Raw genomic sequence first — 19239 nt, 5'->3', positions numbered from 1 at the left:
ACGGTGACGCCGACGGTGTCGCCCGCGGCCATCCGGCCGGTCAGGACGCGCCACGTCGCGTCGGGGCCGCCGGTCGCGTTCATCGTTCCGGCCGCCGTGGCCTGGCCGTCGCGGATGTACCAGAGCTCGTAGGTCTTGCCGCTCGGCAGCTCGGGGAGGTCGGTCGCGATGAGCGCGGACCGGCCGAGCGCGCCGGACCACACCAGCGTCGCCGTCCCTCCCCCGCTGACGTCCGCGCTCGCGCGCTGCACGTCCGGCGCGGCGTTGATCGCGGCGAGCGCCGTCGCCTGCTGACGCTGGTAGGCGTCGTTGCCCGCGAGCGAGACGCCGACGAACGCGCCGCCGATGAAGAGGATCGCGGCGGCGGCCGCGGCGGCGAGGATGGCGGCGGGACGCTGGAACCAGCGCTTCCGCGCGGCACGCTCGGCGGGGCCGACAGGGCCGGCGGGGCCGGGCGCGGGTGCCGCGGCGGGCTCCTCAGTGGCGACGGGCACCTCGTCCTGCCCCTCTGCGGGGACCTGCGGCGTCACGGCGATCTTGGCGAACAGGTCCGCCTTCAGCCGCGGGCTCGGCTCGACCGGGTCGGCGGCGAGCCCGAGCCGGGCGGCGGTCTCCTCGAACTCGCGCGCCTCCTGCTCGGACTGCGCGCCCAGCCGGTCTCCCAGCCGTCGCTCCTCGGTCATCTCGTCACCCCCAGTTCGTCTCGCAGCCGTATCATCGCATCACGCAGCCGTGTCTTGGCTGTGCCGAGCGGGATCCCGAGCTCGGCCGCGATCTCGCTCTGGGTGAGGCCGCCGTAGTAGGCGAGGGTGATCGCCCGGCGCTGCGCCTCGCTCAACACCGCCATCGCCTCCTCCACCCGCTCGTGCTCCACGCGCACCTCGACCGTCTCCGCCACGTCGTCGAACGCCGTCGGCAGGTCGCGGATGCCGATCGCGGTGTCGCGCTCGCGCGCGGCCTGCGAGGCTCGCACCCGGTCGACCGCCCTCCGGTGGGCCATCGTCATGATCCAGGTGAGCGCTCGTCCCTTATTCGGATCGAACCGCGCAGCGGATTGCCACGCCTCCAGGAAGACCTCCTGGGCGACCTCCTCGGACTGCGCGGCGTCCACCAGGATGCGGCGGATGAGACCGAGGACGCGGGAGACGGTCCGGTCGTAGAAGTCGGAGAACGCGGCCTGGTCGCCGGCCGCGGTGCGCGTGAGCAGCGCATCCAGCTCGGCCGGGGCGTCGTCCACATCGTCTCCGCTCCGAGCGACGGTCGGCCGCTCTGACAAAAGAAGTGCCGGGCCGCAGAACGCCTCTCGGCGCGAGGCCGCTCGAAGCGGCTAGTTTTGGAGCCCGGGGTTACTGCGGCCCGGCTCCATCGAGTTTACAGGAGCCTGAGGGAGGGTCTACCGGCGTGGCGTTCGCGACGGGAGAACTAATCGAGGGAATCCGTCCGCCACAGCCGCGCGCACGCCGCGAGCTCCTCCGCGGTGCGGGTGAAACGCAGCGCGCGCGTCGTGAGCTCGCTCGCGCGCTCGGGGTCGACCGCATCCCGGTCGTCGGCCACGGAGACGCAGCCGGCGGCGGTCACCCGGCAGAACGCCGCGGCGCGCTCCAGCGCGACGGCGAAGTCGCCCTCGAACACGCCGCGCAGGATGCGGTCGGCGAGCTCGGTGACCTCGGCGGGCCCGGCGGGCGTCGGCGCACCGGCGACGACCGGGTCGATGCCGGTGCTGAGCTCGATGCCGCGCTGGAACAGCAGGGCCGTCCCCTCCGCGTCCTGCCGGATCAGCAGCCGCAGCAGGTAGATGCGCCACAGCGCCCCGGGAAGGCTCTTGGCGTTCGACCGCGACCACAGCTCGGCGAGCGCGTCGATCCCGTGCGCGTCGGTGTACGCGACCAGCCGGTCCACGACGGCCGGATCCTGCTCCTCCCGAACGCGCGCGAGCAGCGCCTGAGCGGTCTCGTGGGCCACCCGGCTGATCTGCGCGGGATCGTCACCCCCGAGGAAGGCCTCGAACATCCCGCCGGGGAACAGCGTCGGCTTGTGGAAGCGATCAGGCATTCCCCTATTCTCCCCCTGTCCGGGACGGCGTGCGATCCACGGTAGATTAGGGGACGAGGGCCTCTAGCTCAGTCGGTAGAGCATCGGACTTTTAATCCGCGGGTCGTGGGTTCGAGCCCCACGGGGCCCACCCAGCGAGTCACAGGGATCAGAGGCGATCGGCGGCGGATTCGGAAGCCGCGAATTCGGGATTTGCCCACACTTTGACCTCAACTTCCGGAGTACCAAGACGGCTCAATGCGTCTCCAACGGCATCCAGGTCATTGTCGAAGAGGTCCGCGTAGACGTCGAGGGTCATCGCCGCGGACGCGTGGCCGAGCATCCGCTGCACGGCCTTGACGTTGGCGCCCGCCGAGATGGCCAGGCTCGCGGCCGTGTGGCGGAGGTCGTGGACCGTCGGGCGCAGCAGGTCGGGATGGTTGTCGGCCAGGGCGTCGGCGGCCTTGTCGAAGGCTTTGCGCTTCCAGTTGTTGACGCGGAGCGGTCGGCGGTAGGGCGACGTGAAGAGCAGGTCGCGTGATTTCTTCGACGCGACGAGCGCCCGCAGCTGGTCGGTCAGGAACGACGGGTACGGGACGCTCCGCTGCTGGTGATTCTTCGGCGAGCCGTAGACCAGTTGCCCGTCGGTCAGCTCGACCACGGCTCGGTCGACCTGGAGGCGTCGGCGGGTGAAGTCGATTTTCCGGCACTCCAGTGCCGCGAGCTCCCCCCAGCGCAGGCCGGTGTAGCCCAGGAACAGCACTACAAGGCCCTCTGAGCCGCATAGGGCGGCCAGCTCGTGCAGCTGGGCATGGGTGAGGTACGGATGCTTCTTGGGCCGGATACGGGGCAGCCGGATACCGTCGGCGGGATTGCGGCCGAGACGGCCATCACGCACCGCGTACTTCAGGATCATCGAGAAGACCCGATGGTAGGAGCGGACGGTGCGGGCGCCGACTCGGCTGTTCTCGTCGGAGATCCATGACTGGATGTCTGAGTGCGTGATCGCGTTCAACGGGGTGGAGCCCCACCGCGGTTGGAGACGTCTGCGGGTGATGGAGACGTAGCCCTGGAGTGTGCTGGGCTTCACTTGCACGAGCGAGTCGATCCACTTCTCGCTCCAGATCGCGAAGGTGACGCCGGCCTGGGCAGCTGGCACATAGTCGCCTCGCGCTTTCGCCAACTCCAGCGATGCCAGGTACAGCTCGGCGTCACGCTTGGTGCGGAAGCCACGCTTGTCCGTTTGCTGGTGTCCCGGGGTCCGGTACCGGACTCGATAGCGCCGTCCAGCGACGGTCTCGTACGCGCTGATGCTCCCCATTGACCTCACCCCAGACTCGAGTCTCCAATCGTGCACCGACACTGCACGGCTCGCGGGAGGGGCCAGAGCGGAAAACTTGCCCCTCACTTACACGTTGTCGTTTCGGGCTGGAAACGGCGCGCAGATCAGACGTTGGTAGAAATCACACAGCTTCTTGAACCGCCCCGACGCCCGATGATGGCGCGTTGAGAGACCGTGTCAAGGGCGCTGCGCGTCGCTCCGCGATGCAGCGGAGCTGCACCCTTGACTCGGTCGCTCAGCGCGCGAGGATGCCTTGGGCGGGGCGGACAGAGTTCCCGCACCGATTAGGCATTGTCAAGACGCTCATCGTAGAGATAGGGATCTTCGACGTTGCGTAGTACTCGCAGTCCATGAGCTTCGACACTCTGCCGAATAGCACTTGAGATCCGCCTGACGCTTGGCAGGCGGAGGTCGACGCGTTCGCCAGTTCGTTCTGATTCAACGATAAGTCCTATGAGATCGCGCTTCGTGAGCCCCCATGGTTGAACGGTGCGACCCATCCGACGCTTTAGCAAGCGCTCACGTTTCCGAACGGCCAGCCAGGTCTGGGACGCGATCCATGCGTCGAGTCCGACCAACTGGGGTTCATCATCGACGAGGGGAAAGTAGCTCATCGCACCTTCGAACGACATGGCCGGGACCGCACCACTTTGGAACTTACGAACCTGATTCTCGCTGAGGGGGCCATACAGATACCGCCTCAACTGCCAAATGTAGGTGACGTAGTCTCTGTCGTTAATTCCTGACAGACGGGCTAAGTTTTGAGTCCCTCTGCCAGGTTCGCGGAGGAGATTTGCGAAAAGTAGCTCGTTTACGCGCGACTTGATCCGCTGCACTGCGGAAGCTTTCATGCTCGTCTTGCGCAGGCCAATCTCGTGGCCGAGGTAAGTCACGGCCCGAGTGGAACTCATCTCTGCAGACTTGGTCCCCTCTGGCACAAGGAGGCGGACGCCAGGGCTCTTCTCGAGATTGATCTCGGAGCCGATGTTGGCCGACGCGGCATGCAAAGCGTCGACCGCCTCGCTGATTTCAGCGTAGGTATGACTCCAGATCAACGTGTCGTCCGCGTACCGCACGAAACCCACGCCAAGCCGCTCTAGCGATCGGTCCAGTTCCGCAGCAGCTACATTCGCCAAGAAGAGAGAAAGGGACGTGCCCTGCGGGATGCCTGTCAGTCGGCTCGGGGCGCGAGCCGACTTCTCAGCTAGAGACAGATACGGTTCAGGTGTCGCCAAGAACTGGTCGATCAGACGTCGTTCAAGGGGTGTGATTCGAAGGCCGAGCGAGCTGAATGCATGACGAAGGTACTCGTGCGAGATCGTGTCGAAGAACTTGCTGAAATCGAACTCAGCAACAAACACGCGCTGCTCCCGCGCGAATTCACGACCGATGTGCGCGAGGGCATCATGCGGCGAGAGGTCTAACCGGTATGCGTATGCCCGAGCGCTCAAAAGAGAACGGTTCTTGTCCATTAAGGATCGGAACAGACGAAGCGAGATCAGTTCGTCGACAATTCGAAAGTGGCTGATGGTTCGGGTACCGCCAGACGGTTTGGCGACAACGAAACCCGCCGGTCGAGCGGGGGCAAAAGCGCCAGCCTTCAACTGGTTAGTGACCGAGTGAGCGATCGTCTCGTGCCGAGCCCTCACATGGAAGGGGTTGTGGCCGGAGTCAAGAGCCCAGGACTCAGGCTCCTGGACATCGAGCTGGAGGGGCTTACCAGTTGTCCGCCTCTGTCGACGATGATTCTCATCACGGATGACCTGACGGTACCGCTCGTACTCCAGCACACCCCGCTGCGCCTTGTCCCGCAGCTCGTCGGATAACTGCCACCACATCTCGCCCCCATGAGTTGGCGCGAGGGTGCCCGGCGGAACCGGGCACCCCGAACCGCGTGCCCACCAAAATACGCAACTACGCAACCCAACTTGCTCTCGCAAGTGGATCCGAGTGAGTGGGGGGTGATCAGCCCGCGTCCCCTCACAAACGGCACGAAGTTTGGCCCCTGTTGAGGCGTTCGATCATGCTATCGCCCTAGCTGTAGTAGAAGGGAGGTTTCCAGGATCAAGTCAAGAGGACATGTGAGTGAAGCAAGCGATAAGAAGCGAGGTACCAGACGAGACCAAAGAATGAGAGGCCCGGATAGGGACGAGGAGCAAAGGCCAACTACCTAATGCACGCAGGCACTTTAAGTGGACCTTTTCGGCAGCCCAATGAATGACAGCGGTCGCGTGTAAACCAGGTTGCATGGCAAATCGGGGGAATTCAGGCAAGGCGAGCCGGCGCGAAGCGTCATACGCGCGGCAGCGCCAGGCACACGACGCCGCCGCGATTCGGCGCGCTGAAGAGCGTGAGCGAGAGGCCGCTCAGCGGCACGCCGCCGACGCGATGCTGGAGCTGGAGGCTATCGACCGACTTCGTCGAGATCAGGAGTCCGCGCGGCAGGAACGCGACGACCTGGTCGCGCACCTGCGCGCGAGTGGAGAGACGTGGAATTCGCTTGCGGGGCGAACAGGACTGACCCGACAGGCACTAAGCAACCGGATCCGCTATCCACAATGAAACTCGCTCGCCGAGCGCGATCAGGTCGCTGACGCCACAATGGGTCCTTCTCGTCTCGCTCTAGGAACTGGGAAGATGCAAACATGGCCGCCCCTACAGTTTTCGTGAGCTCGACCTTCTACGACCTCCGATACGCGCGGGAATCGCTCAAACGATTCATTGAACAGTTTGGCTATATCCCCGTGCTGAGCGAAGAGGGTGCGGTCTATTACGATCCGACGACCACCGCGGCGGAAGCATGCCTGAAGGAGGTATCGAACGCCGACCTGATGGTGCTGTTGATCGGTGGCCGTTACGGGATGGCGCTTCCCGGATCGGACGAGTCCGTCACGAACGCCGAGTATCAGCGCGCAGTAAAAGACAAGATCCCGGTCTTTGCGATGGTAGAACAGTCGACGTTCAACGATTACGCCGTCTATCAAGCTAACGTGGGCTCGCCTGAGGCGTTGTCACAAATGAAGTTCCCCAACGCCGACAACGTGAAGATATTTGAGTTCATTGATTCGGTCCGGAAGCAGGCGGAAAACAACGCGCTAGTGCCCTTTCGCACGATCTCGGACATCGAGACATATCTCCGAGCGCAGTGGGCAGGAATGATGCACGATCACCTTTCCAGCACGTCCAGAGAAGCCCAAGTCGTAGACACTCTAGAAGTCTTGACTAGCGTCAACACTCGAGTCGAACTCATTGCATCGCAGATTCTTCGATCAGTGGGTACGCCCATGGACAGGGTGTACGTCAACCTGCTCCAAGCCATGGTCGGCGAACCTATCGTTGGCGACTTTCGCTATTTCGGCGGAAGCCCTAAGCCGGGCGACATTCTGAAATGGCCAACCCTTGAAGAATGCGCAGAAGCACTAGGCAAGGAATTGCGACCGTACAGGGGGCCGGAAGACACAGATGAGGCGAACATCATTTCGAGCTCCGGCGAGGTGACCAACGCTCGACGCCGCGAAATGGTGCGCAACTACAAGGAACTTCGCGAAAAGCTCTCTGCAATCCTCGGGGCCTCAGGCTTCACCTTGGAAGACGTAGTGGGGTACGAAGAGTCTGGTTCTGCCGGGGAGGACCCAGTTCGAAACGCGTCCGTGGCCCGATCCGCCTCCCGCTGACGAGGACGGGTCTGCGAAAGTACGTGGACAGCGCCCAGACCTGACTCTGAGCAGCCCTGGGGCAATGAGGGTCTGCACCACTCGCCGCTGCATTGACGCATCCGCCTGAGTGGGCTTGATCCACCTCGTCAGATCTCAGTGATCACCACAGGAGACTCAGAGGTCGGTGCCGTCGACCAGCTATTTCCGGATGGTACGATATCTTGTACCACTTGGAGGAATTATGGCCATCACAGCAAGCGAGGCGCGCAGCGACCTGTTCGGCCTCATCGAACGCGTCAACCTCGACCAGACCGAAGTCGAGATCACGTCCAAGCGCGGTTCGGCCGTGCTGATGTCCAAGGACGAGTACGACTCGCTGCTTGAGACCACCTACCTCCTGCGCTCCCCCAAGAACGCACGACGCCTCATCGACGCCATCGAGAGCGCACGTGCAGGAGACATCACCGAGCACGACATGACCGGTGAGTGATCGCAAGCTCGCCTGGACCGCCGGCGGCTGGGAGGACTACCTCGACTGGCAGGGCCAGGACCGGCGAACGCTCAAGCGGATCAACCTCTTGATCGAAGACATCCTGCGCGACGACCCCTTCGAGGGCGTCGGCAAGCCGGAGCCGCTGAAACACGCGCTGGCTGGGGCGTGGTCTCGGCGCATCGATGAAGCGAACCGTCTCGTGTACTTGGTCGACGACGCCTTCGTGATCATCCTGCAGGCTCGCTACCACTACTGATCCGACATAAGTTGAGCCTGTGAGCGTGCGGATCCATATTCCGGATGGCGTGGTCATCGACGACGAGATTCCCCACCCATTGCCAGGTGTAGACATACCTCTCATGGCGGTTCGGCTGGGTTGTATGTGGACAGCCGACGGGCGCGACGAATCGTATGACGGAATTGTGGAGTGGTCCAGAACTGACGAGCTCAATCAGCTATTCGAGACCGTTTTAGCTACGTCGACATCCAAGGCTCTGACTCAGGACGCGGCCGAGGGTCGTCTTCCCGAAGTAGGCGAAAGGATGACCCTGCGCGGAAGCTTGTCCTGTGTGCGGTCATACGAGTTCGAAGCCTTCGATCTTCCGGACATTCGGCAGCCGTGGCGGGCTACCGCGCTCCTGTCGCAGGATTCGGATGGGTACCTCATCGAGGCGGAGCCAACCCCGCGCTAAGAGCCACGTGCCCACAATTTGCCCACACCCGGATGAGATCACCTGAGGACATAGTGATCTCAATGCGCTCCAAAAGCGCGGAATTCCGCGGATTTTCGGAGTCGCGGCTCCCCTGGCGCGGAGCCCGAGCGGACTTTTAATCCGCGGGTCGTGGGTTCGAGCCCCACGGGGCCCACCTCGTATCCCGCCTACGCCACCGGCCCGCGCGCCAGCGTGACCTCTGCGGTGTGCGCTGCGCCGACCGTGTCGGTCCAGGCGAGGCTGACGCGCTGGCCGGGGGTGAGCGTCGCGAGGGCCTGGGTGAGGGTCTGGGCGGAGGCGATGGGGGTGCCGTTCAGGGCGGTGATCGTGTCGCCCGCGGCGAGGCCCGCGGTCGCGGCGGGGCCGCCGGCGATGACGCCCGCGATGGTCGCTCCGGACGGGTCAGCCTGCGCTGCGCCGGAGGAACCGTGCAGGTCGGCCGCGCCGGACGCGTCCGTGGACGGGGCGACCTCGACGCCGAGGAAGGCGGGGTAGCCGATGGTGATCGTGGACGAGGCGTGGCCGGCCTCGATCTCGGCGGCGATGGCCAGCGCGTCCTCGATCGGGATGGCGTAGCCGGCGGTCTCGCCGCTCTGCGCGGCAGCGGTGTCGATGCCGATGACCTCGTCGGACGCGTTGAAGAGCGGGCCGCCGGAGTCGCCGGCCTGGATGTCCGCGTCCGTCTCGATGAGGCCGTTCAGCGTCTCGGATGCGGCCGCCGTCTCCGCCTGCGTGGTGATCGTCTGGTCGAGGGCGGTGACGGTCCCCGGCGACGCGGAGGGCGTGCCGCCGACCCCGCCAGCGTTGCCGACGCCGGTGACCGCGTCGCCGATCGCGACCTCCCCCGACGTGTCGAGGTGCGCTGTGCTCAGGCCGGAGGCGTTGCCCAGCTGGAGCACGGCCACGTCGTCCGTGGCGTCCGTGCCCACCACGGTCGCGGAGTAGCTGGCGCCGGTGGAGACGACGGTCACGGTGATGCTGGTCGCGTCCTCCACGACGTGGTTGTTCGTGAGGATCTCGCCGGTCGAGGTCAGGACGAGGCCGGTGCCTGCGCTCTCCGCCTGGTCGTAGCCGAGCTCGGAGGTGATGTCCACGACGCCGACCTCCTGGGACGCGGTCGCGCTCGCGAGGGTCGAGGTGCCGGTCGAGTCGGAGGACCCGTAGCCGGGGGCATCGCTGTAACCACCGGAGCCGCGGTACCCGGAGTATCCGGAACCGATCCGGGCGAGCGCGGTGCCGAATGCGGGCGAGGAGGACGACGCCGCTGCCGCGCTCGCGCCCGCCCCGCCACCGATCGCGGCGATCCCGAAGGTCGCGCCCGCCGCGACCATCGCCGCGACGGCGGCCGACAGGACGACGACGCGCCTCCGGCCCCGTCGTCCTGTCGTCGCGGCGCCCACGCCGCCCTCCTCCACCCGTGTTCCCGATCCCACCTGCATGGCCCTGTCCTCTCGACTCGACGTCCGACCCACAGAGCACATCGCGGCGGGATGGGAGCACGACAGGCCGCGGCTATGTCCCCGCTGCGAGAAACCCAGAGCCGGCTATGAACGCGTCATCCGACGAGTTCCGCCCGCTGGTGCATCCGGCCGGCGTCGTCCAGCTCGATGACGGTGTCGACGCCGATCCGCTCCAGGAAGCCGTGGTCGTGGCTGACCACGAGGAGGGCGCCGCGGTAGGCGTCCAGGGCCTCGGCGAGCTGCTCGACGCTGGCGATGTCGAGGTTGTTCGTCGGCTCGTCGAGGACCAGCAGCTGCGCGGGCGGCTCGGCGAGCAGCAGCCGTGCGAGCGAGACCCGGAAGCGCTCGCCTCCCGACAGCGTGCGCACGGGACGGTCGACGCTGTCGCCGCGCAGCAGCAGCCGCGCCAGCTGGTTGCGCACGGTGCCCGCCGCGGCGGCCGGCGCGACCGACTGGACGTTCTGCATCGCGCTCGCGTCCTCGTCCAGGCCGTCGAGGCGCTGCGGCAGGTAGCCGACCCGATCGGTCAGCAGACGGCCGTGCGGGCGGCCGGGAACGGGCTCGGTGCCCCGCAGCAGGTGCTCGATCAGCGTGGACTTGCCGGTGCCGTTCGCACCGACGAGGGCGACCCGCTCCGGGCCCTGCACGACGACGGTCCGCCCGCCGTCCTCCAGCTCGGCCAGCCGGCGGCCGCGCGGGACGTCGGGGTCGGGCAGCGTCAGGTGGATGTGCTCCTCCTCGCGCACCCGGGCGTCGGCGGCGTCCACGGCGGCCTGCGCGGCCTGCACCTTGTCGTCGAGTGCGGTGCGCATCGAGCCGGCGGACGCCTGCGCCTTGCTCGCGCGGTTGCCCGCGAGGATCTTCGGGATGCCGCCGTCGCGCTGGGTCTTCTTGGCGGTCCGCTCGCGCCGGGCGAGCTTGGTCTCCGCCTCGACCCGCTGCCGCTTCTCGACCTTCAGGGCCTGCTGCGCCGAGCGCGCGGCCTGCACCGCGGCTGCCTGCTCGCCCTCGCGGTGCTCCAGCCAGGCGCTGTACGGGCCGCCGAACCACTCCAGCGCTCCCCCGAACAGCTCGGCGGTGCCGTCCATGTGCTCCAAGAGCTCGAGGTCGTGGCTGACGACGACGAGCGTGCCGGGCCACTGATCGACGAGCTCCGCCAGCTTCGCGCGGGTGGGCCGGTCGAGGTTGTTCGTCGGCTCGTCGAGCAGGGTGATTGGGGTGCGGCGGACGCGCAGGCCGGTGATCGCGATGAGCATCGCCTCGCCGCCGGAGAGCTCCGCGACGCGACGGTGCAGGTCGGCGGCGGAGAACCCCACCTGGTGCAGGGCCTCGTCGGCACGGGACTCGATGTCCCAGTCGTCGCCGATCGCGTCGAAGTGCCGCTGGTCGACATCCCCGGACTCGATCGCGGCCATCGCTGCGAGGATGCCGTGGATGCCGAGCAGCTCGGCGACCGTGGTGTCCCGCCGCAGGGTCAGGGACTGGGGAAGGTAGCCGACGTCGCCCGCGGTGTCGATGCGGCCGGAGGTCGGGGTGAGCTCGCCGGCGATCAGGCGGAGCAGGGTGGACTTGCCCGCACCGTTGCGGCCGATCAGGCCGGTGCGGCCGGTGCCGAAGGTGCCGCTGACGTGGTCGAGGGCGACCGTGCCGTCCGGCCACTCGAAGGTGAGGTCGTGCAGGGTGATCGCGGATGCGCTGGACATGCTGGAATCGCTTTCTCTCCCGGGCGCGCGTCGGCGCGCGGGAGCGGGGATGTTCGAGGGTGTGTTCGAGCCGTGTGGAGCCCGGGCGGCGCTGCGCCGCGTCGCGCTGTCGACGCCATCGGGCGGACACGCGGGACGCGTTCACGACGAAGCCACCGGCGCTCCGGTGGCTAGGCTCTGTCGACCTCGATCGATTCCATGACGTCGATGCTACCAGCGCCGCGTCCGCGCACCGGGCACCAGCCGCACGCCCGTGGCGAACGAATGCGCCGCGCCGTCACGTCTGCGCGTGCGCGCGCAGCCGCAGACGTGACGCGGTGGCGCAGTCGCGGAGGCGCAGCGGCGGCGTTAGGCGACGCCGGTGACGCGGTTGCGCTCGAGGACGTAGCCGACGGCCACCGCGCCCGCGATGCACAGCATCAGCGGGGCGAGCATCTCGGGGCCCTGGTTGGTGAACTCGATCAGCAGCAGGAGCGCGGTCAGCGGCGCGCGCATCGTGACGGCGAGGAACGCGGCGGCGCCGATGAACGCGAACGCGGCGAGCGGCGCGCCCGGCCACACCAGGTCCCACAGCGCGCCGATGCTGAGGCCGAGGCCGGCGCCGATCGCCAGGGACGGGGTCAGCGTCCCGCCCGCGGCGCCCGCGCCGATCGTGCCGACCGTCGCCGCGGTCTTCACGAGCGTCGTCACGAAGATGAGCAGCACCGGCAGCGTGGCCGTCATCGCCAGCTGGCCGAGCGACCGGCCGTTGCCGAGGATCGCGGGGAACGCGAGCGAGAGAAAGCCGACGGCGATGAACACCAGCGGCATCACGATCAGGATGCCCCACGAGCGCGGGCGGTGGTCCTGGAAGAACCGCACCAGGCGCACGAAGCCGACCGCCGCGAAGCCGAGCAGCGGCCCGGCCAGGATCGACCAGACCACGATGGTCGGGGACAGCGGCACCTGCGGCACCAGGTACAGCGGGTTCGCCGGCACGACGATGCGGGCGACGATGGTGGCCACCGCCGAGGTGGCGAGGGCGGGCAGGACGGTCGCGAAGCTGATCTCGGCGAGCAGGATCTCGACCGCGAACACCGCGCCGCCGAACGGGACGTTGTAGACGGCGGCGAGACCGGCGCCGGCGCCGCACGCGACGAGGATGCGCCGCTCGCGGGCGCTCACCCCGGCCGTCTCCGAGAGCCAGGACGCCCACAGCGCGCCGACCTCGCGCGGTGCGACCTCGCGCCCGATCGAGGCGCCGAGGCCGACGATGACCACCTGCAGGCCCGCGTTCGCGAGGGTGACGAAGCCGGGCATCCTGCGCCCGCCGACCGCCGCCTCCACCGAGACCACGGCGTGCCCGGGGTCGCGCCTGCCCCAGCGCCGCAGCAGCCACCAGCCGACGCCGCCGATGACACCGGCGACGGCGAGCGCGACCACCCGGTTCACGGGCGGCGCCTCGAGCAGGCCGTCCAGGAAGGTACCCTCCGAGTAGCCGAAGGCCAGGTGCTGGATGGCGTGCAGGGCCAGGTAGACGAGCCCGCCGCCTACCCCGGAGCCGATGCCGACGAGCGCCGTGACGACGACGAGCCGGAACAGCCAGCGCGGCGTCGCGGAGCCACGCGCGGGTCGGGGGGAGGGCACGCCTCCAGGGTATCGGTCGGTCCGGTCAGCTCCCGACGAGGGCGCCGACCGTGAGCAGCACGATGGTGTCGCTCGTGCAGGCGGTGACGTTCGCGTCTTTCACGAACAGCGACTCGGTCGACCCCGGCGGGTAGACGCGGAAGCCGTCCGCGGGCTTCGGCTTGCAGTCGGCCGCATCGTAGTTCTGCGCGTTGCCGATCTTCAGCGGCGCCTGCGCAGAGCCGCCCGGCTGCAGGACGACGGTCGGGTGCGGCGTGCTCCTGTCGAACTGCGCCGGCGCGCCGAGCTGGGTGCCGTTGCCGTCGCCGACGAAGGAGACGCCTGGCCAGCCCTGCAGCGAGCACTTGGCGGTGCCGTTGTTGGTGAGCACGAGGGTGACCTCGACGCTCCCCGCCGCGCCGCCGCCGCCCTTGCCGATGGTCCCGGTCAGCTTGCCGGTGTCGCACTGGCCGTCGATCGGGGTCGCGGTGCTCGTCGACGTCGGCCGGGGCGTCGTCGTGCCGGTGTCGACCGGCGTGGACGTCGTGGACGCGGAGTCCGACGGCGATGCGGTCGGGGTCCCCCCGGTGGAGCAGCCGACGAGGGCGGCGCCGAGGGCGACGGCGATGGCGAGCGTCGTGACGCTCCGCGAGACGAGTGACGAGGGACGTGCGGCAGCCATGCGTTCATCGAAGCATCCCGGACGACCGATCCGCCCGCGGACGCGCCGCCCTGGCAGGATGGACACATGAAGGCGCTGGGATCGTGGCTCACCAGGTACTGGGCGATCATCGTCCCGATCATCGGCGTCGTCGTGCTCGCCGCGTTCTGGACGGTGCCGCTCGGCCCCGTCGCCGTCGCGCTGATCGGCGTGGTCCTGGCCGGGACCGTGCTCGCCGCCGTCCAGCACGCCGAGGTGGTCGCGCACCGCGTCGGGGAGCCGTTCGGCTCGCTGGTGCTCGCGATCGCCGTGACCGTGATCGAGGTCGCGCTGATCGTGACCCTGATGACCAGCGGCAAGGACTCGGCGACGCTCGCCCGCGACACCGTGTTCTCCGCCGTGATGATCACCATGAACGGGATCGTCGGCCTGAGCCTGCTGCTCGCCGCCTCGCGCAGGGAGACCACCGCGTTCAACGCGCAGGGCAGCGGCTCGGCGCTCGGGACGGTCACGGCGCTGGCGACGCTGACGATGGTGGTCCCGACGTTCACCGAGACGCCCGGCCCGCAGTTCTCGCCGAGCCAGCTGGCCTTCGCCGCGATCGCGTCGTTCGCGCTCTACGCGATGTTCGTGTTCACGCAGACCTTCGCGCACCGCGACTTCTTCCTCCCGGTGACCGCCAAGGGCAGGCCGCTGCGCGACGACGACCACGCGGACGCGCCGAGCACGCGCACCGCGATCGTGAGCCTGCTGCTGCTCCTGGTCGCTCTGGTCGCCGTGGTCGGCCTCGCCAAGCTGGAGTCCACCCCGATCGAGCGGGCGGTGACCGGGATCGGCCTGCCGCAGTCGTTCGTCGGTGTCATCATCGCCCTGCTGGTGCTGCTCCCCGAGGGCATCGCGGCCGCGAAAGCGGCGCGCCGGAACCGGATGCAGACCAGCCTGAACCTGGCGCTCGGCTCGGCGATCGCGAGCATCGGCCTGACGATCCCCGCCATCGCCGTCGCCTCGATCTGGCTGCCCGGCGCGCTGCACCTCGGGCTCGGGGCGAGTCAGATCGTGCTGCTGGCGCTCACGGTCGCCGTCAGCATCCTGACGATCGTCCAGGGACGCGCCGCGCGGATGCAGGGCACCATCCACCTGATCATCTTCGCGGCGTTCATCTTCCTGTCGATCGCGCCGTAGCCGCCTCCGGCGCCACGGCCGCATCCCACAGGGCCTCGGCCGCGAGCCGGGCGGCGAGCGGGGTGCCGCCGCACATCGCCGCGCTGGCCGCCGCGCCGTCGAACAGCAGCGTCAGCTGCACCGCGAGCAGGTGCGGCGTGCTCGCGCCGGCGCGCTCCGCCTGACGCTCGAAGTACGCGGTCAACTCGTCCTTGAAGTGCCGGGCGACCTGCGCCGCGGGATGCTCGCGGTCGCGCAGCTCGGTCGCCACGTTCACGAACGGGCAGCCGTAGAAGTCGCTGGCCTCCGCGGCGGCGTGCAGGGCGTCGTAGACGTGCAGCACGCGCTCGCGCGGCGCAGTGCCGTCGTCCTCCGGCGCGAAGTAGCCGGCGACGACGCGCGGGCCGTAGCTGCGCAGCATCTCGGCGACGATCGCGTCCTTGCCCTCGAAGTGCTGGTAGATCGAGCGCTTCGAGACCTGTGCCTCCTGCGCGATCCGGTCGACGCCGACGGCGTTGACCCCCTCGCGGATGAAGAGCCGCGCGGCGGCCGCGAGCACGCGCTCGCGCGGCTTCGGCCGGGCGGCGGGCGCGGAGGCGGTGGCGGTCGCGGTGGTCATGCGTCGATTCTACGGAGCGGGTTGCGCAAAGTAAACCGATCTGTGTACATTGCCGGTAAACCGATCCGTTTACTTTTCTGGAGGAATCCCATGACCGATCTCGCTGGACGCATCGCCGTCGTCACCGGCGCCAACCGGGGCCTCGGCGCGGCCTTCGTCGCCGAGCTGCTCGAGCGCGGCGTTTCGAAGGTCTACGCGGCCGCCCGCCGCCCCGAGAGCGTCGCGGTGACCGACCCGCGCGTCGTGCCGCTGCAGCTGGACGTGACCGACGCGGACAGCATCCGGCGCGCTGCGGAGACGGCGGCGGACGCCACCGTCCTCGTCAACAACGCCGGCATCGCCGTCAACCAGTCGCTGGTCTCCGGCGACCTGGACGAGATCCACCGCGAGTTCGACACCAACTTCTGGGGCCCGGTGCTCCTCACCCGCGCCTTCGCGCCCGTCATCGCCGCCAACGGCGGCGGCGCGATCGTGAACATGCACTCCGCCCTGAGCTGGCTGGCCGTCGGCTCCTACAGCGCGACCAAGGCGGCGCTCTGGTCGGCGAGCAACTCGGCGCGCGTCGAGCTCGCGCCGCAGGGCATCCAGGTGGTGGGCGTTCACGTCGGCTGGGTCGACACCGAGATGGCCGCGAACGCCGACGGCGCGAAGGAGTCGCCGGAGCGCGTGGTGCGCGAGGCCCTGGACGCGGTGGCCGCCGGCGAGGCGGAGGCGATCGTCGGCGAGACGGCGCAGCGCGTCAAGGCCGTGCTGCACGAGGACGTCCGCGTGCTCTACCCCCAGCTGGCGAGGTAGGAGCTGCCGGCGAAGCCCTCGGGGCGGATGCCCCAGGACAGCGTCCAGGTCTCCTCCGGCTCCAGCCAGCGCAGGCCCGTCCCGGTGTTCAGCGCGTTCGCCGGGGCGGTCATCGGCTCGATCGCGAGCGCGACGTCGCCCTTCTCCTTGGTGGCGAACGAGCGGTGGGTGAACAGCTGCACGTAGGCGAACGCCGGGTCGCCCCAGAGCACGAGGCGGCGGCCGTCGTCGGCGGACAGGATGTGCTCCGGCCGCTCCTGCAGGCCGCCGAAGCCGTCGTTCAGGTCGAGCTCGCTCACCCGCGCGCCGGCCGAGAGGTCGTAGCGCGTGCCGGGCACCGGTTCCTCCCCGACCACGTTGAGCCGGTCGTCGGTGAGGAACCGCGTCCCGGCCTGGACGGTCAGGGTCAGCTGGGACGCCGGCACGTCCCCGATCCGCAGGTAGGGGTGGGCGCCGACGGCGACCGGCGCACTGCGATCGCCGCGGTTGGCGATGGTGTGCGTGACGGTGAGCCCCTCGGTGTCCAGCTCGTGCGTGACGGCGGTGTCGAGGATGAACGGGTAGCCCGCCTCCGGGTAGATCGTCGCCGCCTGGGTGACGGAGGACTCCGTGCGCTCGAGCAGCGAGTACGGCCGGAAGCGCAGCAGCCCGTGCGACGCGTTGCCGAGCGCAGGTTCGGTGATCGCCAGGCGCTGCGGGACCCCGTCGAGCTCCCAGACGCCGTCCTTCACCCGGTTCGGCCAGGGCACAAGAACGATCCCGTCGGCGGAGGGCGGCGTCGCGTCCTCCGCGAACGGCTCGATCAGGTCGACGCCGGCGAAGCGCAGCGTGCGGATTCCGGCGGCCACCTGCGTGACGGTGGCCGTCAGGTCGCCGAACTCGAGCTCGTACTGGTCTCCGGTGGGTGCGCGCATACCCTCAGCGTAGGCCTCAGGCGACGGTCACCGGCAGCCCGGTGTCCCGGATGCCCGCGAGCGCGTCCGGCGTGGCGGAGTCCCCGGTGATCAGCCCGGCGACCTCGTCCACGGCGGCGATCCGGCCGAGGTGCGTGCGCCCGAGCTTCGAGCCGTCGGCGACGACGATCGCGCGGGTGGCCGAACCGACCATGACGCGCTTGAGGTCGGCCTCCGGCAGGTTCACGTTCGTGATGCCGCCGGTGGGATGGACGCCCGTGCAGCCGATGAACGCCAGGTCGGCGTGCATCCGCTCCAGCAGCACCGCGGCGAGCGGCTCGACGAGCGAGTGCTGCAGCGGCCGCAGCGTCCCGCCGGTGACGACGACCTGGAAGCGCGGGATCGCGCGCTCCAGCTCCAGGGCGATGGTGAGGCCGTTCGTGATGACCGTGACATCCTCGAGGTCATCGCGGTCCGCGAGCGCCCGCGCGATCGCCGCGGTCGTCGTGCCGACGTCGAGCAGGACGCTGCTGCCGGAGGCGACGAGCGCCGCCGCGGTCTCGCCGATCCTGCGCTTCTCGTCCGCAGAGGACTCCAGCGCCTCCTCGAAGCTGGCCTCGCGGACGCCGCCGGTGCGCAGGACGGCGCCGCCGTGGACCCGGCGGATGCTCTGCTGCGCGTCCAGCGCGTCCAGGTCGCTGCGGACGGTCACGTCGGAGACCTGGAAGGCCTCGCTCAGCTCGGCGACGCGCGCGAAGCCCGCCCGCCCGATCAGCTCGAGCATCCGTTCGCGTCGCAGCGGCGCCGGCAGCGGTTCGCTCATACGGACATGGTCCAGCGGTTGCGTTTTCTTGTCAATTCGTAAGTAGTCGACTACCCTCGCTTTCGGAAACGAAAGGTACGCATGGCCGCCATCACCAAGCGCCCGCACCGGCTCTCCGACGGTCGGGACCTCATCTACTTCGACGACGCGGACACCGCGCTGGACCCGGAGCGCTCCCCCGACCTGCGCGAGCCCGCCCCGCGGCCCGCGACCGCGTCCATGCGCCAGGACCCGCTCACCGGCGAGTGGGTGTCCATCGCGGCCGCCCGCCAGAACCGCGTCATGCTGCCGCCGGCCGAACTCGACCCGCTCGCGCCCGCCACCGAAGGCAACCCCTCCGAGATCCCGAGCCTCTACGACGTCGCGGTGTTCGAGAACAAGTCGCCGTCGTTCGGGCCGCTCACCGAGGACGCCGAACAGCCGCACGGCCTCGACGACCTCGCGGAGGTCGGCCTCGGCCGCACCCGTACCTCCGTCGGGCGCTGCGAGGTGGTCTGCTTCTCCCCCGCGACCACCGGCTCCTTCGGCAGCCTGACGCCCTCGCGCGCACGCACGGTGATCGAGGCCTGGGCCGACCGCACGACGGCGCTGTCCGCCATCCCGAGCGTGCGTCAGGTGTTCCCGTTCGAGAACCGCGGCGAGGCGATCGGCGTCACCCTGCACCACCCGCACGGGCAGATCTACGCCTACCCGTACATCACGCCGCGCACGAACGCGCTCCTCCGCTCGCTGGACAGCTACGGGTCGACCCTGTTCGCCGACATCCTGGAGCGCGAGCGCGCCTCCGAGCGCGTGATCCTGGCTGGCGAGCACTGGACGGCGTTCGTGCCGTTCGCCGCGCGCTGGCCGATCGAGATCCACGTGCTGCCGCACCGGCACGTGCCGGACATCGCCGCCACCTCCGACGAGGAACGGGACGAGCTCGCCACGCTGTACCTCCGCGTCCTGCGCGGGGTGGACGCGCTGTACGACTCCCCGACGCCCTACATCGCCGCCTGGCACCAGGCGCCGGTCGACGTGCGCAGGGACGAGATCCGGCTGATGCTGCAGATCACGTCGCCCCGGCGCGGCGCGGATAAGCTGAAGTTCCTGGCCGGTTCCGAGTCCGCGATGGGCGCGTGGGTGGGCGACATCCCGCCGGAGCAGTCCGCCGCAGCCCTGCGCGACGCCGTCGCCAGAGCCGACCGCGACAACCCGGTCGGCGAGCTGCCCGCCGGCATATCGGGTCTCGTGACCGTCCCCGCCGCCACCCCCTCCCTCTGACCTCCTCCCCCTGAAAGGCCG

At 68.9% G+C, this 19239-nt stretch carries 20 protein-coding genes and 2 tRNA genes; 9 read left to right on the top strand and 13 right to left on the bottom strand.

The genetic code is table 11. The features are described from left to right. The 3 genes from ACTHMF_RS08435 to ACTHMF_RS08425 form a co-directional block, all read right to left on the bottom strand. Positions 1 to 683, bottom strand: a 683-nt coding sequence (locus ACTHMF_RS08435; protein WP_440317081.1) for an anti-sigma factor domain-containing protein, incomplete at its 3' end; no start/stop codon positions are given. Then, on the bottom strand, positions 680 to 1237 hold the full coding sequence (gene sigK / locus ACTHMF_RS08430; RefSeq protein ID WP_314148155.1) for an ECF RNA polymerase sigma factor SigK: 558 nt from the start codon (positions 1235 to 1237) through the stop codon (positions 680 to 682). The genes ACTHMF_RS08435 and sigK, both read right to left, overlap by 4 nt. 185 nt (positions 1238 to 1422) lie before the next feature. Further along, positions 1423 to 2052 carry a DNA-directed RNA polymerase subunit beta gene (locus tag ACTHMF_RS08425; RefSeq protein ID WP_440317080.1) on the bottom strand — a complete coding sequence of 210 codons (630 nt, stop codon included), beginning with the start codon at positions 2050 to 2052 and terminating at the stop codon, positions 1423 to 1425. Positions 2053 to 2109: 57 nt separating this feature from the next. Here ACTHMF_RS08425 and ACTHMF_RS08420 point away from each other — a divergent pair. Next, a tRNA-Lys gene (locus tag ACTHMF_RS08420) sits at positions 2110 to 2182 on the top strand. A gap of 18 nt (positions 2183 to 2200) precedes the next feature. Here ACTHMF_RS08420 and ACTHMF_RS08415 read toward each other — a convergent pair. From ACTHMF_RS08415 to ACTHMF_RS08405, 3 genes are all read right to left on the bottom strand, one after another. Then, a complete protein-coding gene (locus tag ACTHMF_RS08415) occupies positions 2201 to 3352 on the bottom strand; it encodes a tyrosine-type recombinase/integrase (protein ID WP_440317079.1) in 1152 nt (383 codons plus the stop codon). A gap of 305 nt (positions 3353 to 3657) precedes the next feature. Continuing rightward, the gene (locus ACTHMF_RS08410; protein WP_440317078.1) at positions 3658 to 5163 is read right to left on the bottom strand and encodes a reverse transcriptase domain-containing protein; all 1506 of its coding nucleotides are present in this window, start codon (positions 5161 to 5163) and stop codon (positions 3658 to 3660) included. Positions 5164 to 5665: 502 nt separating this feature from the next. Next, complete coding sequence (locus ACTHMF_RS08405; protein WP_440317077.1) at positions 5666 to 5842, bottom strand: hypothetical protein; 177 nt, start codon at positions 5840 to 5842, stop codon at positions 5666 to 5668. Between the two features lie 197 nt (positions 5843 to 6039). On the opposite strand from ACTHMF_RS08405, the gene ACTHMF_RS08400 reads away from it, so the two are divergent. From ACTHMF_RS08400 to ACTHMF_RS08380, 5 genes are all read left to right on the top strand, one after another. Next, positions 6040 to 7047, top strand: a complete 1008-nt coding sequence (locus tag ACTHMF_RS08400; protein ID WP_440317076.1) for a DUF4062 domain-containing protein — start codon at positions 6040 to 6042, stop codon at positions 7045 to 7047. Positions 7048 to 7270: 223 nt separating this feature from the next. After that, complete coding sequence (locus tag ACTHMF_RS08395; protein ID WP_440317075.1) at positions 7271 to 7519, top strand: type II toxin-antitoxin system Phd/YefM family antitoxin; 249 nt, start codon at positions 7271 to 7273, stop codon at positions 7517 to 7519. Then, entirely contained in the window at positions 7512 to 7778 is a 267-nt protein-coding gene (locus ACTHMF_RS08390; RefSeq protein WP_440317074.1) for a Txe/YoeB family addiction module toxin, read from the top strand. The genes ACTHMF_RS08395 and ACTHMF_RS08390 overlap by 8 nt, the downstream gene beginning before the upstream one ends. 19 nt (positions 7779 to 7797) lie before the next feature. Next, on the top strand, positions 7798 to 8214 hold the full coding sequence (locus ACTHMF_RS08385) for a hypothetical protein (RefSeq protein ID WP_440317073.1): 417 nt from the start codon (positions 7798 to 7800) through the stop codon (positions 8212 to 8214). 105 nt (positions 8215 to 8319) lie between these two features. Continuing rightward, positions 8320 to 8389: transfer RNA gene (locus tag ACTHMF_RS08380), tRNA-Lys, on the top strand. 13 nt (positions 8390 to 8402) lie between these two features. On the opposite strand, the gene ACTHMF_RS08375 is transcribed toward ACTHMF_RS08380, so the two are convergent. The 4 genes from ACTHMF_RS08375 to ACTHMF_RS08360 form a co-directional block, all read right to left on the bottom strand. Continuing rightward, positions 8403 to 9674 carry a S1C family serine protease gene (locus ACTHMF_RS08375; protein ID WP_440317071.1) on the bottom strand — a complete coding sequence of 424 codons (1272 nt, stop codon included), beginning with the start codon at positions 9672 to 9674 and terminating at the stop codon, positions 8403 to 8405. Between the two features lie 116 nt (positions 9675 to 9790). After that, positions 9791 to 11398, bottom strand: a complete 1608-nt coding sequence (locus ACTHMF_RS08370; RefSeq protein WP_440317069.1) for an ABC-F family ATP-binding cassette domain-containing protein — start codon at positions 11396 to 11398, stop codon at positions 9791 to 9793. Positions 11399 to 11746: 348 nt separating this feature from the next. Then, positions 11747 to 13024 (bottom strand): chloride channel protein, encoded by a 1278-nt coding sequence (locus tag ACTHMF_RS08365; RefSeq protein WP_440317068.1) that lies wholly within the window; start codon positions 13022 to 13024, stop codon positions 11747 to 11749. 25 nt (positions 13025 to 13049) lie between these two features. Continuing rightward, a complete protein-coding gene (locus ACTHMF_RS08360) occupies positions 13050 to 13685 on the bottom strand; it encodes a DUF4232 domain-containing protein (protein ID WP_440317067.1) in 636 nt (211 codons plus the stop codon). Positions 13686 to 13751: 66 nt separating this feature from the next. On the opposite strand from ACTHMF_RS08360, the gene ACTHMF_RS08355 reads away from it, so the two are divergent. Then, complete coding sequence (locus ACTHMF_RS08355; protein ID WP_440317066.1) at positions 13752 to 14846, top strand: calcium:proton antiporter; 1095 nt, start codon at positions 13752 to 13754, stop codon at positions 14844 to 14846. Here the strand turns inward: ACTHMF_RS08355 and ACTHMF_RS08350 are convergent. Then, on the bottom strand, positions 14821 to 15444 hold the full coding sequence (locus tag ACTHMF_RS08350; RefSeq protein WP_314148162.1) for a TetR/AcrR family transcriptional regulator: 624 nt from the start codon (positions 15442 to 15444) through the stop codon (positions 14821 to 14823). The two genes, ACTHMF_RS08355 and ACTHMF_RS08350, sit on opposite strands and share 26 nt — an antisense overlap. 90 nt (positions 15445 to 15534) lie before the next feature. Between ACTHMF_RS08350 and ACTHMF_RS08345 the strand changes: the two genes are divergently transcribed. Further along, positions 15535 to 16239 carry an SDR family oxidoreductase gene (locus ACTHMF_RS08345; RefSeq protein WP_440317065.1) on the top strand — a complete coding sequence of 235 codons (705 nt, stop codon included), beginning with the start codon at positions 15535 to 15537 and terminating at the stop codon, positions 16237 to 16239. Here the strand turns inward: ACTHMF_RS08345 and ACTHMF_RS08340 are convergent. Then, positions 16218 to 17153 (bottom strand): aldose 1-epimerase family protein, encoded by a 936-nt coding sequence (locus tag ACTHMF_RS08340; protein WP_440317063.1) that lies wholly within the window; start codon positions 17151 to 17153, stop codon positions 16218 to 16220. The genes ACTHMF_RS08345 and ACTHMF_RS08340 overlap by 22 nt on opposite strands. A 16-nt stretch (positions 17154 to 17169) precedes the next feature. Continuing rightward, positions 17170 to 17955 (bottom strand): DeoR/GlpR family DNA-binding transcription regulator, encoded by a 786-nt coding sequence (locus ACTHMF_RS08335; protein WP_314148166.1) that lies wholly within the window; start codon positions 17953 to 17955, stop codon positions 17170 to 17172. An 81-nt stretch (positions 17956 to 18036) separates the two neighbouring features. Here ACTHMF_RS08335 and galT point away from each other — a divergent pair, with 81 nt between their 5' ends. After that, positions 18037 to 19218 carry a galactose-1-phosphate uridylyltransferase gene (gene galT, locus ACTHMF_RS08330; protein ID WP_440317061.1) on the top strand — a complete coding sequence of 394 codons (1182 nt, stop codon included), beginning with the start codon at positions 18037 to 18039 and terminating at the stop codon, positions 19216 to 19218. Positions 19219 to 19239 lie beyond the last annotated feature (21 nt).

Source organism: Leifsonia sp. (assembly GCF_051955155.1).
GTDB lineage: Bacteria > Actinomycetota > Actinomycetes > Actinomycetales > Microbacteriaceae > Leifsonia.
Note: the sequence above shows the minus strand (reverse complement) of the source record. Positions and strands in the feature narration are given on the sequence as shown.

What these genes read in the sequence shown, in the direction of transcription:
- ACTHMF_RS08425 (WP_440317080.1), bottom strand. Translation starts at nt 2,052, where the DNA reads ATGCCTGATCGCTTCCACAAGCCGACGCTGTTCCCCGGCGGGATGTTC.
- ACTHMF_RS08415 (WP_440317079.1), bottom strand. Translation starts at nt 3,352, where the DNA reads ATGGGGAGCATCAGCGCGTACGAGACCGTCGCTGGACGGCGCTATCGA.
- ACTHMF_RS08395 (WP_440317075.1), top strand. Translation starts at nt 7,271, where the DNA reads ATGGCCATCACAGCAAGCGAGGCGCGCAGCGACCTGTTCGGCCTCATC.
- ACTHMF_RS08375 (WP_440317071.1), bottom strand. Translation starts at nt 9,674, where the DNA reads ATGCAGGTGGGATCGGGAACACGGGTGGAGGAGGGCGGCGTGGGCGCC.
- ACTHMF_RS08370 (WP_440317069.1), bottom strand. Translation starts at nt 11,398, where the DNA reads ATGTCCAGCGCATCCGCGATCACCCTGCACGACCTCACCTTCGAGTGG.
- ACTHMF_RS08360 (WP_440317067.1), bottom strand. Translation starts at nt 13,685, where the DNA reads ATGGCTGCCGCACGTCCCTCGTCACTCGTCTCGCGGAGCGTCACGACG.
- ACTHMF_RS08355 (WP_440317066.1), top strand. Translation starts at nt 13,752, where the DNA reads ATGAAGGCGCTGGGATCGTGGCTCACCAGGTACTGGGCGATCATCGTC.
- ACTHMF_RS08350 (WP_314148162.1), bottom strand. Translation starts at nt 15,444, where the DNA reads ATGACCACCGCGACCGCCACCGCCTCCGCGCCCGCCGCCCGGCCGAAG.
- ACTHMF_RS08345 (WP_440317065.1), top strand. Translation starts at nt 15,535, where the DNA reads ATGACCGATCTCGCTGGACGCATCGCCGTCGTCACCGGCGCCAACCGG.
- ACTHMF_RS08340 (WP_440317063.1), bottom strand. Translation starts at nt 17,153, where the DNA reads ATGCGCGCACCCACCGGAGACCAGTACGAGCTCGAGTTCGGCGACCTG.
- ACTHMF_RS08335 (WP_314148166.1), bottom strand. Translation starts at nt 17,955, where the DNA reads ATGAGCGAACCGCTGCCGGCGCCGCTGCGACGCGAACGGATGCTCGAG.
- galT (WP_440317061.1), top strand. Translation starts at nt 18,037, where the DNA reads ATGGCCGCCATCACCAAGCGCCCGCACCGGCTCTCCGACGGTCGGGAC.